Raw genomic sequence first — 16,257 nt, forward strand, 5'->3', positions numbered from 1 at the left:
AGCGATGCAAATACGCTTAAAGGAAAGTCCTGACGAGATCGAGCGAATGTATATTGGCGACTATTTGAAACGAGTAGACGCTGAAATCCAATCTGGAGACAGAGCGACTATTGAGGCAGTATTTGAGACACGTTCTGCCGAAGCCAGACGTGGCGATTATCGAAATTACGATGAGCTCATGATGTTGGGTCGCGCCTTGCATCCAGAAAATAAATCGGGGCAGGTCGTCGATATGAAAAGCGCACTCAAGGATGTTGTAAAAATTTCTGCAATCAGCGCAGTTGCGGGCGTCTTTGTCCCGCCACCAGTTGCACGAGGAATATTGACCGCGACAAGCAGATTTGTTGGCACTTGGTGGAAGGCCGGTCTCGGTGTGGCGGTTGCCGACCAGTCAGCTGCATTTTATGCAACAAGTATCACTGGAGCTGAATTGACCTTGCAAATGGGAACAGGTGCAGTAATACCTAGTCTTGCTGGCGAGCTCGCTATGGAATTCAAAGGAGCAAAAAATGTATTGAGTGCCCAAAAGACGTTCGCAGGAACATCGGAAGAGCTTGCTGCACTCATGCTGAAAAATGATGCCAGATTAAAAGACTTGGCAGCTTCAACACGAAGTCTGGAAAAAGAGATCGGTGTAGCTCCAGCAGCAAAAACTGAGCTGGAAATAACATCTCAAGCGTCAAATGTTGGTAATAGAAGTGTGGCGACGCCAAGTTCTTCAGCAAGTCAAACTGAGTTGCAAGCGACTAATAGCACTTTGAGAAATGAGTCAAGAGGAGCCTCAGTCGCCAAAGTAGAGCAGGAACTTGCAACAGAGTCAGGCGCTGCAAAGTCATTGAACCAGGAAGGTAATTGGGGAGCTTCGGCAATCAAAAATGACGCAGCTCTGGCTAATTCGGAAAGACAAGTGGGAGCTAGTGCTGCCAGAAACGAAGCCGGTGCTACTAATCCAGCTAGGGAAATAGGGCAATCAGAAAGAAATCTCGGAGGAGGGCAAGCAAATATAGGTAGTGGAGCTGAGCGCGTTGAAAATGCAGCCGCAGCTCAGGCTTTAAGGAGTGATAGCGCAATTGCACGTGCAGAAACACAAGCGGCGTCTGCCGCAGATAATTTAGCTACCAGGGGAAATCTGCAGCAAATTTTAGGTACCTCAACGTCCAAAGTCTCGGGCAACCTACAAGTCACAAGACGAGCGTGCTTTGTTGCAGGCACATTGGTGCAAACAAACGCGGGCTTGAAAGCCATTGACCAGTTGACGGTTGGCGAACGTGTACTCTCCATGAGCGAAGAGACAAGCGAGATCACTTACAAAGGTGTTGTGCGTACCATGCGCATACCTGACAAGGAGATTTACCGCATCTCAGTAAGCGGTAATAACAATGACATAGAAGTAATTCGCGCCACAGAAAACCATCCGTTCTGGTTGGAAGGCACGGGTTGGGTACAGGCGGGCGATCTGCAAGCTGACGACAAACTGACCACTCCAGAAGGCCAGGTTGTTGGTGTTGTCGCTGTTGAGAACGAGTCTGCTACAGAGACCGTGTATAACATTGAAGTGGCTGATTTCCATACTTACTTCGTTGGGCATTCACAGGTTCTTGTTCACAATGATGATTGTGAAATCCTAGAAGTACTCCATACTAGAGCGAAGGGTAATGTTGTATCGTTCAAATTTGATCCTAGTGGCAATGTTAAAATTGGATACGGTGCTAATGCTGAGACTGGGGTGACGCATTCTGTTTCTGCGGAGACGATGGCTGCGGCAAGGGCTAGGTCTGGGATGCAAAGCAGTACCGGTAAAACAGGTAATGTAGGGTCTTTTTCTGCTGATGCACCATATGTTCATAGATTTGATCCTACAGTACCAGGCAGACCAGATCCTAAATTTTCATTAGACTCAATGAATTTTGAAAATCCAATCGGACATAATGCTCAAGGTTTCCCAAGGGACGCTGGAAAGTTCTGGAAACAGTGGATTGAATTGAATCCGGAATCAATTAGCAAGAATAATAGGTATTTAATTGAAAATTATGATCGACTAAAAGTTTCTCCTAGGGTCGATCAAACTTGGATACAATCATTTCCAGAACATGGTAATTATTTGAGTGATGTCCTTATTCATCACCATGTTGATCACGGAAAATACACAATCCCTGTTCCTGGTAAAACGCATGTCGGATCTGGTGGTCCCTGGCATTTATAAAAATGGAAGTTAATATGAAATTACTATCTATCGAAAAAATTCAAGCTGGGCTTGATAAGGAATTTTTTCCTTTAGAGCCTATGTTAAGTGGTTATCGAATAATAAGAAAAATTTTACCCGAGGATAAGGTTGCAAAGACTGAGGCAACTTTAGGGGTTAAATTTCCAAATGAATTTCGAACTATTATTTCAGAATTCGATTTTGGAATGCTTACTATTGGTCCTATTGTTTTTTGCGCAAAAGGTGATTACATCCAAGAGCTGATTGATCTAAATACAAGCGTTTGTTGGTGGAGGGAGGGGCAAAGACCCGAAAATATGATCATGATAGGAAACTCAGATCCGTTTACTATCTTGCTTGATGTGAATTCGGGATGCGTATTTGCTATGGACCCTGAGGTTGGTTGGGAAAAATCTAAAATAATCGCAGGAAATTTTTTGGATTTTTTTCGCGGGATTGGAACGGCGATGCTTATGAGAAATGAGATAGATGATCGAAGAGGTTTGGCTCAAGGCATTTTTGAGAATGTAAAAAGTGAAGACCTTGAGTTTTGGTCTCAGTTGGCACAGTAATTTGATTGCTGCTGCCCTGTTCACCGTTCAGTTAAACCAAATTGTTGCGCACGCCGCTTCCATCGTACTTCCTCCCAAATTGTCATCGCACGATTTTGGCAAGATTGAGCCGGGATTACCCCATTCCGGTCATACGATTTTGCATGTCCAGCTTCACTTAAATCATAACGACAACCAAATTGCCGTCATATCGAATGTCGTGTAAAAGGGGGCATGTCGCCCCCCGAAAGATATGATGATATCGGCTACCCGCTAAAACGACTCATCATCATCCGACTCCCTCTGTATTGGATTGTGCTGTGACGCTTCTTGCAGCATGATTTTTATATCATCGCCGTAAGCCTGCATCAACATGTCACGCACCTGATCAAGAAACTCAACGATGGTGTACGCGTCCTCTGGCCGAAGGTAAGTGTTGAGCTTGTGGATACGCATGCTCATGATGGCACCCGCTGCGGTTTGACCTGTTGCTTAAGCAAAGCATCGTGTGAACGCCAGTGCGGCTGCAGAAGCGCGGCATTGACATGCGACACCGTGCAAATGCGTTGATGATCGAGGCAAGCAGCAATCAGACTAGCGTAACAAAGGTTACGACATATGTTGCGCACGCCGCTTCCATCGTACTTCCTCCCAAATTGTCATCGCACGATTTTGGCAAGATTGAGCCGGGATTACCCCATTCCGGTCATACGATTTTGCATGTCCAGCTTCACTTAAATCATAACGACAACCAAATTGCCGTCATATCGAATGTCGTGTAAAAGGGGGCATGTCGCCCCCCGAAAGATATGATGATATCGGCTACCCGCTAAAACGACTCATCATCATCCGACTCCCTCTGTATTGGATTGTGCTGTGACGCTTCTTGCAGCATGATTTTTATATCATCGCCGTAAGCCTGCATCAACATGTCACGCACCTGATCAAGAAACTCAACGATGGTGTACGCGTCCTCTGGCCGAAGGTAAGTGTTGAGCTTGTGGATACGCATGCTCATGATGGCACCCGCTGCGGTTTGACCTGTTGCTTAAGCAAAGCATCGTGTGAACGCCAGTGCGGCTGCAGAAGCGCGGCATTGACATGCGACACCGTGCAAATGCGTTGATGATCGAGGCAAGCAGCAATCAGACTAGCGTAACAAAGGTTACGACATAGCCGCAAATTACCCTGCACCGCCCGCAATACGACCTGCAAGGCTGCCTCATCGAAAGTGTTGGCACCCAAACCAACAGCAGCCAGCTCGGTGACGACAAATTTGGTCAAGTCATCGTCATGCAACGGCAACACCTGCCTGGAATAACTGATCCGGCTCTTGATGTCTTCATTACACGTCATTGACAAACGAAACATCAACTCAGGATGCCCCAGCAACACCAGATTGTGCTTTTTAGGGAAACGCTCAAACAACAAGCGCAATTTACGTAAAATGCCCACATCCAGCAAGTGCGCCTCATCGATCACGATATACAGCGTTTTTTGCGATTGTACATGACGGTAAGCCGCTTGTATCAGCTCTTTTTCAATGTCTTTCATTGGCGCATTCACCTGCAACGACTCCGCCAATTGCTTCAAGATAGGCTGATAAGTATGCATCGTCTGGCTAAAAGACACCACCACCGTATCGCGCTCCTTACCCAAGTGTTCCAGATGTTCGCTGTTGCGCACGCCGCTTCCATCGTACTTCCTCCCAAATTGTCATCGCACGATTTTGGCAAGATTGAGCCGGGATTACCCCATTCCGGTCATACGATTTTGCATGTCCAGCTTCACTTAAATCATAACGACAACCAAATTGCCGTCATATCGAATGTCGTGTAAAAGGGGGCATGTCGCCCCCCGAAAGATATGATGATATCGGCTACCCGCTAAAACGACTCATCATCATCCGACTCCCTCTGTATTGGATTGTGCTGTGACGCTTCTTGCAGCATGATTTTTATATCATCGCCGTAAGCCTGCATCAACATGTCACGCACCTGATCAAGAAACTCAACGATGGTGTACGCGTCCTCTGGCCGAAGGTAAGTGTTGAGCTTGTGGATACGCATGCTCATGATGGCACCCGCTGCGGTTTGACCTGTTGCTTAAGCAAAGCATCGTGTGAACGCCAGTGCGGCTGCAGAAGCGCGGCATTGACATGCGACACCGTGCAAATGCGTTGATGATCGAGGCAAGCAGCAATCAGACTAGCGTAACAAAGGTTACGACATAGCCGCAAATTACCCTGCACCGCCCGCAATACGACCTGCAAGGCTGCCTCATCGAAAGTGTTGGCACCCAAACCAACAGCAGCCAGCTCGGTGACGACAAATTTGGTCAAGTCATCGTCATGCAACGGCAACACCTGCCTGGAATAACTGATCCGGCTCTTGATGTCTTCATTACACGTCATTGACAAACGAAACATCAACTCAGGATGCCCCAGCAACACCAGATTGTGCTTTTTAGGGAAACGCTCAAACAACAAGCGCAATTTACGTAAAATGCCCACATCCAGCAAGTGCGCCTCATCGATCACGATATACAGCGTTTTTTGCGATTGTACATGACGGTAAGCCGCTTGTATCAGCTCTTTTTCAATGTCTTTCATTGGCGCATTCACCTGCAACGACTCCGCCAATTGCTTCAAGATAGGCTGATAAGTATGCATCGTCTGGCTAAAAGACACCACCACCGTATCGCGCTCCTTACCCAAGTGTTCCAGATGTTCGCGAATGACAGATTTGCCGACGCCAGGATGACCCACAATCACCGAGAAGCCCCCGTGCTGCGCATGAACCCTGATCATCTCCACGGCTTCGGCCTGCTGCGGCAACAACGCCACCTCACTGCGGTAAAACGGCTCTTTAGTTAAACCGAAGGTGGCCTTAATCATCATGCCCCCCAACCGTTGCCGGCAGACGCAAGCGCGCATTGGCGTATAAATCCAGCACCGTTGCTTCCCCCATGCGGTGGCCGTTGAAATACACCACAAAACGGTCACGGCGCATGCGGTCATAGCGCACCTGAATGGATTTGTCGCGTAAATCGACCGGGCATTCATAGCGCTGCGAATGGATCGAGAATACGTTGGTCTTACTCACCTTACGCGTCTCCTCCATAAAAAACACTTCTGCAGAAAACGCATCGTCAGTCAAAAACTTCACCCGGTTACGGTCCAGATTGAAACGATCAACCGGCGTCATCCCTATGGCACTATGAGACTTCGAATTGTATTCCCCCTCCACCCATTCATGCGTCAGGCGATTCAATTCTTCCAGAGACGTGAAGCTGGGATGCAAGGTCAGAAAGCGATCCCGGAACCCCCTGAAGAAACGCTCGATCTTGCCCTTGGCCGCACCGTCACGAATCGGCGCATGAGAGAGATGAATATCCAGCCGCACACAAGCCTGCAGAATTTCCTTGGCGGAATAATTCGCGCCATTGTCGAAATAGAGCCGCTCCGGCTTACCGCGCTTGTATAAAGCCGATCGGAAGGCCAACACCATGTTCTCGGTATTGTCGCGGTAGAAAAACTCGGCATGTGTCACCACCCTGGACGCATCATCGATGAAGGCGATCAGGAAAGTCTTTCTCCAATGACCATCCGCCTGTTTGATGGTCGGGCCATACAAGGTGTCAGCTTGCCACAATTGATTGGCGAACTGCATGGCAAACGACAAGCGTTGCTTTTGCACAGCCTTGTCATCCAGTAACTGGTGGGTGCGTATCATCCTATAAAACGTGGTCGGTGCTAATTGCGAGCGGGTGAACAAACCGCGCTGCAAAAGTACCCGGTATAGAACGCTTTTGGGGATCACGCCGACCTTATTGTGTGTCAGCGTCGGCAGCACTTCATGGATTGCCTCGGCCAACTGATTCACCTGCACCTTGCGATAAGCATCTTTATCGGAACGGGTCTTGTTTTGCAGGGTGGTCATGCCATGGCTTTTATGACGATACAGCCATGTACTGATGGTGCGCCAGGTGAACTGGTGCAGGTGACCTGACAAGCCATCGATAAAGGTTTTATCGGCGACGAACTTGATGCGCTCGCGCATGCTATTGCCGGGGGCATCATGCACGGCATTCAACACCCGTAGTCGTAATTCAAATGAAGGTTTAGCAGCCATGCGTTCTCCTGTTGAGTCAAAAAAGAAGGCAAAGCCTATCTGCGTCATCCAAAATGATCGAGAGTCAAAACCTGTTGCACGGGCAAGGAAAGAGAAATCAATGGAGCTGAATCTACAGAAACGATGGGAATGTGGAAAAAAGTCTGACGACCGGCGAACACGCATCACAGAAATGATCGTTGCAATTGCGACTGATAGGCCGTGCAAAGGTGCTGTCCAAAGCGCTGCAATAAGGTTTGGAATGTTGACATCAATGACCCCAGACGCGCAGAACGATGTGTTGTCATGAACGGATTGGCATCCTGTAGTGGTGGTCGGTGCGGTAAGCTACGGTAGACACTCGCCTGCATGTGTAAGCGATGCAACCATCGATACGCATTGCGCGGCATGCTGACACCGGTCGCCTGGTGATAAGCGTGCTGGACGGTCATGCCCGCCATCAGCAAGAGCACCAACGCCACCACACAGCAGCCAGCATGATGTAAATAGCGGATGGTCGAGTCCAGATAAAGCTGCATGGTACGCCCGCAACCGGTGCGATGATGGCGGTTGGAGCAGTAGACGCGTTTGCCAACTGCTTGCGGTTCGGCACCCAAGCGTTTCTTGCGGATGAAGCCGTGCGAAACCAAGTGCTGTGTTTGCTGACAATGCTTGCATTGCGCGTACTCCAGCTGCATGGTCTGTTGGTGAATGGCTTGAAGGTTGGGATAGTAGCGTTGCATGACGGCACCTGAATCGGAAAAGATGCCTATTTTGCAGTATTCAATTTGGTACAGGAAAATTCGCTTGGGCGAATTGGCGTTATAGCTGACAGGTTCTTTGATGATGGGAAATCGGTACAGATAGGCTGATTTGTACGGTGGGAGCTGGGGAAATTACATTCGCGAATGACAGATTTGCCGACGCCAGGATGACCCACAATCACCGAGAAGCCCCCGTGCTGCGCATGAACCCTGATCATCTCCACGGCTTCGGCCTGCTGCGGCAACAACGCCACCTCACTGCGGTAAAACGGCTCTTTAGTTAAACCGAAGGTGGCCTTAATCATCATGCCCCCCAACCGTTGCCGGCAGACGCAAGCGCGCATTGGCGTATAAATCCAGCACCGTTGCTTCCCCCATGCGGTGGCCGTTGAAATACACCACAAAACGGTCACGGCGCATGCGGTCATAGCGCACCTGAATGGATTTGTCGCGTAAATCGACCGGGCATTCATAGCGCTGCGAATGGATCGAGAATACGTTGGTCTTACTCACCTTACGCGTCTCCTCCATAAAAAACACTTCTGCAGAAAACGCATCGTCAGTCAAAAACTTCACCCGGTTACGGTCCAGATTGAAACGATCAACCGGCGTCATCCCTATGGCACTATGAGACTTCGAATTGTATTCCCCCTCCACCCATTCATGCGTCAGGCGATTCAATTCTTCCAGAGACGTGAAGCTGGGATGCAAGGTCAGAAAGCGATCCCGGAACCCCCTGAAGAAACGCTCGATCTTGCCCTTGGCCGCACCGTCACGAATCGGCGCATGAGAGAGATGAATATCCAGCCGCACACAAGCCTGCAGAATTTCCTTGGCGGAATAATTCGCGCCATTGTCGAAATAGAGCCGCTCCGGCTTACCGCGCTTGTATAAAGCCGATCGGAAGGCCAACACCATGTTCTCGGTATTGTCGCGGTAGAAAAACTCGGCATGTGTCACCACCCTGGACGCATCATCGATGAAGGCGATCAGGAAAGTCTTTCTCCAATGACCATCCGCCTGTTTGATGGTCGGGCCATACAAGGTGTCAGCTTGCCACAATTGATTGGCGAACTGCATGGCAAACGACAAGCGTTGCTTTTGCACAGCCTTGTCATCCAGTAACTGGTGGGTGCGTATCATCCTATAAAACGTGGTCGGTGCTAATTGCGAGCGGGTGAACAAACCGCGCTGCAAAAGTACCCGGTATAGAACGCTTTTGGGGATCACGCCGACCTTATTGTGTGTCAGCGTCGGCAGCACTTCATGGATTGCCTCGGCCAACTGATTCACCTGCACCTTGCGATAAGCATCTTTATCGGAACGGGTCTTGTTTTGCAGGGTGGTCATGCCATGGCTTTTATGACGATACAGCCATGTACTGATGGTGCGCCAGGTGAACTGGTGCAGGTGACCTGACAAGCCATCGATAAAGGTTTTATCGGCGACGAACTTGATGCGCTCGCGCATGCTATTGCCGGGGGCATCATGCACGGCATTCAACACCCGTAGTCGTAATTCAAATGAAGGTTTAGCAGCCATGCGTTCTCCTGTTGAGTCAAAAAAGAAGGCAAAGCCTATCTGCGTCATCCAAAATGATCGAGAGTCAAAACCTGTTGCACGGGCAAGGAAAGAGAAATCAATGGAGCTGAATCTACAGAAACGATGGGAATGTGGAAAAAAGTCTGACGACCGGCGAACACGCATCACAGAAATGATCGTTGCAATTGCGACTGATAGGCCGTGCAAAGGTGCTGTCCAAAGCGCTGCAATAAGGTTTGGAATGTTGACATCAATGACCCCAGACGCGCAGAACGATGTGTTGTCATGAACGGATTGGCATCCTGTAGTGGTGGTCGGTGCGGTAAGCTACGGTAGACACTCGCCTGCATGTGTAAGCGATGCAACCATCGATACGCATTGCGCGGCATGCTGACACCGGTCGCCTGGTGATAAGCGTGCTGGACGGTCATGCCCGCCATCAGCAAGAGCACCAACGCCACCACACAGCAGCCAGCATGATGTAAATAGCGGATGGTCGAGTCCAGATAAAGCTGCATGGTACGCCCGCAACCGGTGCGATGATGGCGGTTGGAGCAGTAGACGCGTTTGCCAACTGCTTGCGGTTCGGCACCCAAGCGTTTCTTGCGGATGAAGCCGTGCGAAACCAAGTGCTGTGTTTGCTGACAATGCTTGCATTGCGCGTACTCCAGCTGCATGGTCTGTTGGTGAATGGCTTGAAGGTTGGGATAGTAGCGTTGCATGACGGCACCTGAATCGGAAAAGATGCCTATTTTGCAGTATTCAATTTGGTACAGGAAAATTCGCTTGGGCGAATTGGCGTTATAACTGACAGGTTCTTTGATGATGGGAAATCGGTACAGATAGGCTGATTTGTACGGTGGGAGCTGGGGAAATTACATTCCATGCGAACTTGCGTCTGCCCGGGTACAACGGTGTCACGGATTAGGCATTTTTTGCTACGTCGGTGACCTCATTCCATGAGGTATCCTGACTTTTTCGGACATTCCTGTTTGTTAAAATAAACGATCAGGAGAAATAATGAAACAGAAAAAGAGATATACACCGGAATTGCGGGAAGAAGCAGTGAAACTTGTGTTGGCACAAGGATTGACACTAGAGGAAGCGGCATCTCGTATCGCCATTCCGAAAGGGACTTTGGTTGGTTGGGTGAATGCGGCCAAGAGTGGACAGACACAGAAGACAGCCCCAGGAAGTCGCACGGTGCCGGAGCTCGAAGCGGAAGTCGCCAAACTGCGCAAGGAGCTGGCCCAGGCAAAGATGGAGCGCGATATCGTAAAAAAGGCGGCAGCGTACTTTGCGCAGGAGTCGCTGCCAAATACGCGTTCATGAAGACCATGCGACTCGACTACCCCGTTGCCAGCTTATGCCGCAGCTTTGGCGTCTCACGCAGTGGTTTCTATGCCTGGCTCAACAGTATCCCGTCGGAACGTGCCAAGGTGGATGAACGTCTCAAGCTGGCCATCACAGCGGTTCACAAGCAAAGCCGGGAGACTTATGGTCCCCTGCGTATGCAACCGGAGCTGGCAGCGCAAGGGTTTAAAGCGGGTCGTGACCGTATTATTCGATTGCGCCGGGTGCTAGCACTACGTTGCAAGCAAAAACGGAAATTTAAGGCGACAACCAACTCGAATCATCAATTTCCTGTTGCAGAAAATCTGCTGAACCAAACATTTACTCCACGCAGTCCAAATGAAGCATGGGTGACCGATATCAGTGTGCCGCAGCAAGCGGCGTAAGAGATGAGGGTATGGCCCCTCGCAATCGGCTTGCAGGAGCGAGTTGCAAACCACCATAAGCGGCACTGGTCAAAAGCCTTTGTCGTGAGCGTTATGGAAAAGGCGCCTCAAGGCGTCAGGTATGGAACAGGAAGACGAACAACCGTGAACTGCCGTTCAAGTGTCGAAAGTACTCAGATGACATCAAAACCGGGGAGTGATGTTGCCCCGCGATCAGTCTGGCCGTTACCTGCTTACGGGCCAGGCGGTGTCCGGCATAGAGGCAGCGTGATCCTGCTCCGGGCTCTTACGTTGAACTGCGGGAACCTTCGGTGGCGATGCGAAGCGAAAGGCACAAGTCCGAAAGGCGAGGCCGATAGTAGCGATGCGCCACCAAGGGACGGAGCAGCTCGTAGTAGCGTCGAAACCGCTGTAATGACGGTGGAGCGAAGGAGCTGCGTTATCCCGGCATTGTGTTGCGTCAACCGCGTAAGCGGGAGGAGCGTAGCCTAATGACCAAGCCTTATGACATTCCCAAGGCGCTTGTCTGGGAAGCTTATCAATGTGTGAAAGCGAACGGAGGATCAGCAGGTATAGACAGTGAATCACTGGAACAATTCGAGAGCCATCTCAGTGGCAACCTGTATAAGCTCTGGAACCGTATGTGTTCGGGAAGTTATTTGCCACCTCCGGTCAAAGGTGTGCCCATTCCGAAGAAGTCTGGCGGAGTGCGCATGCTAGGTGTACCGACCGTGGCGGATAGAGTGGCGCAAACGGTAGTCAAGCGGCTGCTGGAGCCAGTCATTGATCCCATGTTCCACACTAATTCCTATGGCTATCGTCCCGGGCGCTCGGCGCACGACGCGATTGCCATGGTGAGGCGGCGAAGCTGGGAATATGACTGGGTGATCGAGTTCGATATCAAGGGACTCTTTGATAACATCGATCATGAACTGCTCATGCGAGCAGTTAGAAAACACTGCCAGATTCCATGGGTACTGCTGTATGTCGAGCGTTGGCTTAAAGCGCCAATGCAAGCGCCAGATGGCACTCTTGTGGAGAGGACTCGGGGCGCGCCTCAAGGTGGTGTCGTCAGTCCTTTGCTAGCCAACTTGTTTATGCACTATGCGTTTGACAAATGGGTAGGCCGCCATCTCCCAAGCGTGCGGTTCTGCCGATACGCCGATGACGGCGTCGTCCACTGTCGAAGTCTAGCGCAGGCCGAGTTTGCATTGGCAAAAATTGACGCCCGCTTCCGAGAATGCGGGCTTGAGCTGCATCCAGAGAAAACACGAATCGTATACTGCAAAGACATCAATCGGCAGGGAGAATTCCCGTGCGTGCAATTCACCTTCCTTGGCTACACGTTTCGACCGCGTAAAGCGATGGATAAGTATGGTCGCGCTTATGTGAACTTCGCTCCCGCCGTTAGCCGTAATGCCCTCAAGACAATGCGGCAGACGATACGAGGGTGGCACCTGCAGCTGAAATGTGACAAGAATGTGGCCGATCTGTCGGCCATGTTCAATCCGATACTTCGTGGCTGGCATCAATATTACGGTCGGTTCTATGAATCGGCCATGTCTGCCGTGTGGAAACACTTGAATGACTACCTGACGCGTTGGATGATGCGCAAGTACAAGCACGTGGTCCGGCATAAGACCCGGGCACGTCACGCCCTTGGGCAGCTTGCGCGCAAGTATCCCGAGGCCTTCTGGCATTGGAAACTGGGATGTTTGCCTAATGCTGGATGATGGGAGCCGGATGAGCTGAGAGGTTCACGTCCGGTTCTGAGAGGGGCCGCGGGTGCAATTCCCGCGGTCTACTCACCCCTATATCAGCACTGGAGAAGGCTGGCTTTATCTAGCAGGAATCAAGGATGTTTATACCTGCGAGATTGTTGGCTATGCCATGGGAGAACGCATGACGCAGGCCTTGACAGCAAAGGCACTGTGGAAGGCAGTCAGCAATAAACGACCACCACCTGGTCTGATTCATCACTCAGACCGTGGTAGCCAATACTGCGCACTGGGCTACAGAGAATTGCTAGAGCAATTTGGCATGCAGGCATCCATGTCACGCAAAGGAAACTGCTATGACAATGCGCCTATGGAGAGTTTCTGGGGAAGCCTGAAAAATGAACTCATACATCACCAGCACTATGCAACACGTGCTGATGCACAGGCGGCTATCCAGGAATACATCGAAAGCTTTTATAACCGCCAGCGACGTCACTCGCGTCTTGGCAATATACCGCCAGCCTTGTTTGCTGAAAATTTTAATCGGCACTCACAGGCAGCTTAGAACATGAGTGTCCGTTATTGACAGTACACCTCAGGCTAAATGAAACTGTGGGGTGCGGACAATAACTTGGAATAGTTTTAGATGCAAATCAACACAATTAGGCTATTTGATTCGAAATATGACATCAACGGCCGACCTCAACTTTAAAGGGGGAATAGAAAATAAGTCTTCCCCAATTGCTTTGCGGCGCTCAACTTCTGAATAAGAAGTTGATTTCTCACTCACCAATCCAATTGCGGTACTTAGATTTTTAAGCTTTCCTTCAGTGATTGCCGTTACGGCACCCAAGCGCTTGCCATAGGCGCTCAACAATCCACTGGCTTTTCTTTGAGCGTCTTTGGCCGCCTCAATAGACAAATCCAATTCAATTTGGTCTCGTAAAGTGGAATCGAAAGAGGTTTCAACTTTATCGATGTTACTCAACTTGAGAAGGGAAAACATAATGGCTTGCCAATTTTTCAAGTCACGTATTTTGAGAACAACTCTATAACTCAGTTGATAAATTGGCTCAGCCGTATTTGGGTTGGCAACATCTTTTTTCATCTCTTTTCTCGCGTCGCGAATAATCATGTCTTCTTCCTGTATACCTTGCATTGCAACTATAGACTTAATTTCCGACACTCGCGCCATCGCGATGGAAAGCGCCTTTTCTGAATCAATATCGCTAACGTTTACGTCAAAATTGATTTCTCCAAAGTCTGGATTTACCTGTATATAGGCGATACCTGTACTATGAATAAACGGATAATCTGGTAATTGAGATGCAATTCCCGAATTATGAAAACACAACGCGATACCAAGGAAAAGTATTTTCTTAATCGCAGTGGCGAAATCTTGAAATGAGCGAGTTAGCATAATCCGTTTATTTAGAACGAGGGGTTGAAAAAAAACAAAAACTTGATAGGGATTAATATTATTCTTTTAACAATTACAAATCAAGCTCAATTTATAAATTTGCTGAGTCAGGAAGTTCATAGGTCACTACATGTTGATTTACACTGAAAATTGCCCCTAGGAAGTGCAGCGTAAAACTTGGACTGGTTTATGCCGTGAATCCGAAGCTTTCTCGGTATTCTAGGGGACTGAGTGAGCCAAGGGATATTTTAATGCGCTTTTCGTTATACCAGCGAATATAAGAATCAACTACCTGAATGAATTGCTCAACGGTCGTAGTCTGCCAGTCCCGAGGGTAGAGCAACTCTGTCTTCAACCGTCCGAAGAAGCCCTCGCAGGCGGCATTGTCGGGTAAGCATCCTTTGCGCATCATCGAACGAACAGCTTTGCGTTGTGTATCCTTGAGAGCCACCAAGGCCAACGATAGTGGGTGCCACGATAAGACTAAACGACAGGTCGGTCTTCGCCGCCGTTGGCTAGCCCAATGTGCCCCCCGCTCCTTTTATAAGAAAACTAAGCCGGTGATGCCATATTGGTAAAAGAGTCTAAAAGCCACCTTTTGGTGGCTTTGACTTTCTGGATGGCGATCTTTGATTATACGTCACATTAGTTCTCTATTTTCAGGACTAGCTGCAGTTAAATATTAATTTACTAAGTTTGGGATTGTAGCTATAACTCGACGTTTCTCAAACGTTCTGACCCTGTCATAGTCCCAGAAACCAACAGTGCTACTAGATACATCAACTACCACGCGGGGCTCCAGGATATTTCCTGGCACGACGCAATACCCCCCAACGCGCAGATCGCCAGTTTCTAAATAGCCACTTCGCCACTCATCGCCAAAACGCAAATGGCGCTTGAGCCAGTTATTGGCGCGTTCAGTTGCCTCCGGGGTTGGCTTGACGGTAAGCTCACAACCTACCTACCGTGTGCAAGTACGGAGCCATCGAATGCTCTAGGGAACGTCAGATTTAGTTCTAAGGAATATCTGATTAAGTTCTAGGGGCTGTTAACATTCAATAAAATGTGTTTACATTCGGTATTCGACAAATAGGATACCGAAATGCAAAGCGACCGCAAGATGTTAAGAGATGATCAATGGAAGAAGATAGAAGCCTTGTTACCTGGGAAAGTGGGTGATCCGGGGCGGTCAGGAGAGAATAATCGTCAATTTGTTGAAGCTGTTTTATGGATAGTGCGAACCAGTTCACCCTGGCGTGATTTACCAGCGGAATTAGGGAATTGGCATACGACCAATACGCGTTTTAAGCGCTGGGGTGAAGCAGGTGTATGGCAAGAAATAGTGGAAGCAGTGAGCGGCGATCGGGATATGGAAGCGCTGATGATTGATAGCACGGTGGTGAGAGCACATCAACATGCCTCAGGTGCTGCAAAAAAGAAGGGCGTCAAGCGATAGGACGTTCACGCGGCGGCCTGACCAGCAAAATACACGTCGCGGTGGATGCGCTTGGCAATCCTGTGCGCTGGTTACTGACAGGGGGAGAGCAATCCGATATGAATCAAGGTTTGCCATTGATTAAAGGGTTTCAGGCGAAGGCGATATTGGCCGACAAAGGTTATGACTCGAATGTTTTTGTGGATTACATTCATGCCAACGGGATGCTGGCCGTTATTCCGCCAAAGAAAAACAGATTGGTGCAGCGTGAATATGACCGCCACTTATACAAAGATAGAAATGTTGTTGAACGTTTTTTCAATCGCATAAAGCAATTCCGTAGGCTTGCAACACGGTATGAAAAATTGGATAGAAACTTCCTTTCCTTCATCAATCTTGTATTTGCTTACCTTTGGATTTATTGAATGTTAACAGCCCCTAATTTTCTTTGATTTTCAATCATGTGACGAACAGAGAATAAAAGCGTCTTCATAACATGATTATCTTCAGAGATTTGGGGAGGTAACTCGCCAATTTTTTCACTTTTCGTGCGATGTCTCGCACCTTGGGCACACTATGACCCTTGCATGCGCATCAAGCGCCTGCGAACCCTAGACAAGTTCGCCAGTGCACAGGTCACAAACAAGCGATGCGCATTCTTTTGCAAACCACGATATCTGACTTTGGTAAATCCAAAGGTCGCGGTAGGGTTATGATATACACAGGTCAATGAACAAGGCGTCAATTCAATATTGAATTGACGCCTTGTCTGT

General features: G+C 49.1%; 15 protein-coding genes and 4 pseudogenes. 6 read left to right on the plus strand and 13 right to left on the minus strand.

Features of this window, described 5'->3' with window-relative positions:
* Positions 1 to 4: 4 nt before the first annotated feature.
* Together UNDKW_RS29745 and UNDKW_RS29750 are read left to right on the plus strand one after the other, a co-directional pair.
* The gene (locus UNDKW_RS29745; RefSeq protein WP_162062194.1) at positions 5 to 2,203 is read left to right on the plus strand and encodes a polymorphic toxin-type HINT domain-containing protein; all 2,199 of its coding nucleotides are present in this window, start codon (positions 5 to 7) and stop codon (positions 2,201 to 2,203) included.
* Between the two features lie 14 nt (positions 2,204 to 2,217).
* A complete protein-coding gene (locus tag UNDKW_RS29750) occupies positions 2,218 to 2,775 on the plus strand; it encodes an SMI1/KNR4 family protein (protein ID WP_162062195.1) in 558 nt (185 codons plus the stop codon).
* A 252-nt stretch (positions 2,776 to 3,027) separates the two neighbouring features.
* On the opposite strand, the gene UNDKW_RS29755 is transcribed toward UNDKW_RS29750, so the two are convergent.
* From UNDKW_RS29755 to UNDKW_RS29800, 10 genes are all read right to left on the minus strand, one after another.
* The gene (locus UNDKW_RS29755; protein WP_162060115.1) at positions 3,028 to 3,216 is read right to left on the minus strand and encodes a hypothetical protein; all 189 of its coding nucleotides are present in this window, start codon (positions 3,214 to 3,216) and stop codon (positions 3,028 to 3,030) included.
* A gap of 367 nt (positions 3,217 to 3,583) precedes the next feature.
* On the minus strand, positions 3,584 to 3,772 hold the full coding sequence (locus UNDKW_RS29760) for a hypothetical protein (protein ID WP_162060115.1): 189 nt from the start codon (positions 3,770 to 3,772) through the stop codon (positions 3,584 to 3,586).
* Positions 3,769 to 4,440: an AAA family ATPase gene (locus UNDKW_RS29765; RefSeq protein ID WP_162062196.1), complete on the minus strand. Its 672-nt coding sequence runs from the start codon at positions 4,438 to 4,440 to the stop codon at positions 3,769 to 3,771. Before UNDKW_RS29765 ends, UNDKW_RS29760 begins: the two co-directional genes overlap by 4 nt.
* 200 nt (positions 4,441 to 4,640) lie before the next feature.
* Positions 4,641 to 4,829: a hypothetical protein gene (locus tag UNDKW_RS29770; protein ID WP_162060115.1), complete on the minus strand. Its 189-nt coding sequence runs from the start codon at positions 4,827 to 4,829 to the stop codon at positions 4,641 to 4,643.
* Positions 4,826 to 5,689 (minus strand): AAA family ATPase, encoded by an 864-nt coding sequence (locus UNDKW_RS29775; RefSeq protein ID WP_162060114.1) that lies wholly within the window; start codon positions 5,687 to 5,689, stop codon positions 4,826 to 4,828. The genes UNDKW_RS29770 and UNDKW_RS29775 overlap by 4 nt, the downstream gene beginning before the upstream one ends.
* Positions 5,643 to 6,887, minus strand: coding sequence for a DDE-type integrase/transposase/recombinase (locus UNDKW_RS29780; RefSeq protein ID WP_162060113.1), 1,245 nt, complete (start codon positions 6,885 to 6,887; stop codon positions 5,643 to 5,645). Before UNDKW_RS29780 ends, UNDKW_RS29775 begins: the two co-directional genes overlap by 47 nt.
* Positions 6,888 to 7,051: 164 nt before the next feature.
* Positions 7,052 to 7,609 (minus strand): hypothetical protein, encoded by a 558-nt coding sequence (locus UNDKW_RS29785; RefSeq protein ID WP_162060112.1) that lies wholly within the window; start codon positions 7,607 to 7,609, stop codon positions 7,052 to 7,054.
* 26 nt (positions 7,610 to 7,635) lie between these two features.
* Positions 7,636 to 7,935 carry a hypothetical protein gene (locus tag UNDKW_RS29790; RefSeq protein WP_162062197.1) on the minus strand — a complete coding sequence of 100 codons (300 nt, stop codon included), beginning with the start codon at positions 7,933 to 7,935 and terminating at the stop codon, positions 7,636 to 7,638.
* A complete protein-coding gene (locus UNDKW_RS29795; protein WP_162060113.1) occupies positions 7,928 to 9,172 on the minus strand; it encodes a DDE-type integrase/transposase/recombinase in 1,245 nt (414 codons plus the stop codon). Before UNDKW_RS29795 ends, UNDKW_RS29790 begins: the two co-directional genes overlap by 8 nt.
* 164 nt (positions 9,173 to 9,336) lie before the next feature.
* Positions 9,337 to 9,894 carry a hypothetical protein gene (locus UNDKW_RS29800; RefSeq protein WP_162060112.1) on the minus strand — a complete coding sequence of 186 codons (558 nt, stop codon included), beginning with the start codon at positions 9,892 to 9,894 and terminating at the stop codon, positions 9,337 to 9,339.
* Positions 9,895 to 10,192: 298 nt separating this feature from the next.
* Between UNDKW_RS29800 and UNDKW_RS30790 the strand changes: the two are divergent.
* From UNDKW_RS30790 to UNDKW_RS29820, 3 genes and pseudogenes are all read left to right on the plus strand, one after another.
* Positions 10,193 to 10,890: pseudogene (locus UNDKW_RS30790) on the plus strand (IS3 family transposase); the annotation flags it as partial.
* A gap of 512 nt (positions 10,891 to 11,402) precedes the next feature.
* Entirely contained in the window at positions 11,403 to 12,644 is a 1,242-nt protein-coding gene (ltrA, locus tag UNDKW_RS29815; protein ID WP_162058968.1) for a group II intron reverse transcriptase/maturase, read from the plus strand.
* Positions 12,645 to 12,723: 79 nt separating this feature from the next.
* A pseudogene (locus tag UNDKW_RS29820) lies at positions 12,724 to 13,194 on the plus strand (IS3 family transposase); the annotation flags it as partial.
* Positions 13,195 to 13,296: 102 nt separating this feature from the next.
* On the opposite strand, the gene UNDKW_RS29825 reads toward UNDKW_RS29820, so the two are convergent.
* Entirely contained in the window at positions 13,297 to 14,049 is a 753-nt protein-coding gene (locus tag UNDKW_RS29825; protein ID WP_162062200.1) for an SIMPL domain-containing protein, read from the minus strand.
* Between the two features lie 187 nt (positions 14,050 to 14,236).
* Positions 14,237 to 14,532, minus strand: a pseudogene (locus UNDKW_RS29830) (IS3 family transposase); the annotation flags it as partial.
* 619 nt (positions 14,533 to 15,151) lie between these two features.
* Between UNDKW_RS29830 and UNDKW_RS29835 the strand changes: the two are divergent.
* Positions 15,152 to 15,909, plus strand: a protein-coding gene (locus UNDKW_RS29835) for an IS5 family transposase (RefSeq protein WP_162062201.1) whose coding sequence is annotated in 2 segments (ribosomal slippage) — positions 15,152 to 15,482 and positions 15,482 to 15,909 — 759 coding nt in all. Because the reading frame shifts where the segments join, the coding sequence is not laid out codon by codon here.
* Positions 15,910 to 16,058: 149 nt separating this feature from the next.
* Here UNDKW_RS29835 and UNDKW_RS29840 read toward each other — a convergent pair.
* Positions 16,059 to 16,181: pseudogene (locus tag UNDKW_RS29840) on the minus strand (IS5/IS1182 family transposase); the annotation flags it as partial.
* Positions 16,182 to 16,257 lie beyond the last annotated feature (76 nt).

This window comes from Undibacterium sp. KW1, assembly GCF_009937955.1.
Lineage (GTDB): Bacteria > Pseudomonadota > Gammaproteobacteria > Burkholderiales > Burkholderiaceae_D > Undibacterium.

Coding starts and splice junctions, on each gene's coding strand:
- UNDKW_RS29790 (WP_162062197.1), bottom strand. CDS start 7,935: ATGATTAAGGCCACCTTCGGTTTAACTAAAGAGCCGTTTTACCGCAGT.
- UNDKW_RS29760 (WP_162060115.1), bottom strand. CDS start 3,772: ATGAGCATGCGTATCCACAAGCTCAACACTTACCTTCGGCCAGAGGAC.
- UNDKW_RS29770 (WP_162060115.1), bottom strand. CDS start 4,829: ATGAGCATGCGTATCCACAAGCTCAACACTTACCTTCGGCCAGAGGAC.
- UNDKW_RS29775 (WP_162060114.1), bottom strand. CDS start 5,689: ATGCGCGCTTGCGTCTGCCGGCAACGGTTGGGGGGCATGATGATTAAG.
- UNDKW_RS29745 (WP_162062194.1), top strand. CDS start 5: ATGCAAATACGCTTAAAGGAAAGTCCTGACGAGATCGAGCGAATGTAT.
- UNDKW_RS29795 (WP_162060113.1), bottom strand. CDS start 9,172: ATGGCTGCTAAACCTTCATTTGAATTACGACTACGGGTGTTGAATGCC.
- UNDKW_RS29800 (WP_162060112.1), bottom strand. CDS start 9,894: ATGCAACGCTACTATCCCAACCTTCAAGCCATTCACCAACAGACCATG.
- UNDKW_RS29755 (WP_162060115.1), bottom strand. CDS start 3,216: ATGAGCATGCGTATCCACAAGCTCAACACTTACCTTCGGCCAGAGGAC.
- UNDKW_RS29825 (WP_162062200.1), bottom strand. CDS start 14,049: ATGCTAACTCGCTCATTTCAAGATTTCGCCACTGCGATTAAGAAAATA.
- UNDKW_RS29750 (WP_162062195.1), top strand. CDS start 2,218: ATGAAATTACTATCTATCGAAAAAATTCAAGCTGGGCTTGATAAGGAA.
- ltrA (WP_162058968.1), top strand. CDS start 11,403: ATGACCAAGCCTTATGACATTCCCAAGGCGCTTGTCTGGGAAGCTTAT.
- UNDKW_RS29785 (WP_162060112.1), bottom strand. CDS start 7,609: ATGCAACGCTACTATCCCAACCTTCAAGCCATTCACCAACAGACCATG.
- UNDKW_RS29780 (WP_162060113.1), bottom strand. CDS start 6,887: ATGGCTGCTAAACCTTCATTTGAATTACGACTACGGGTGTTGAATGCC.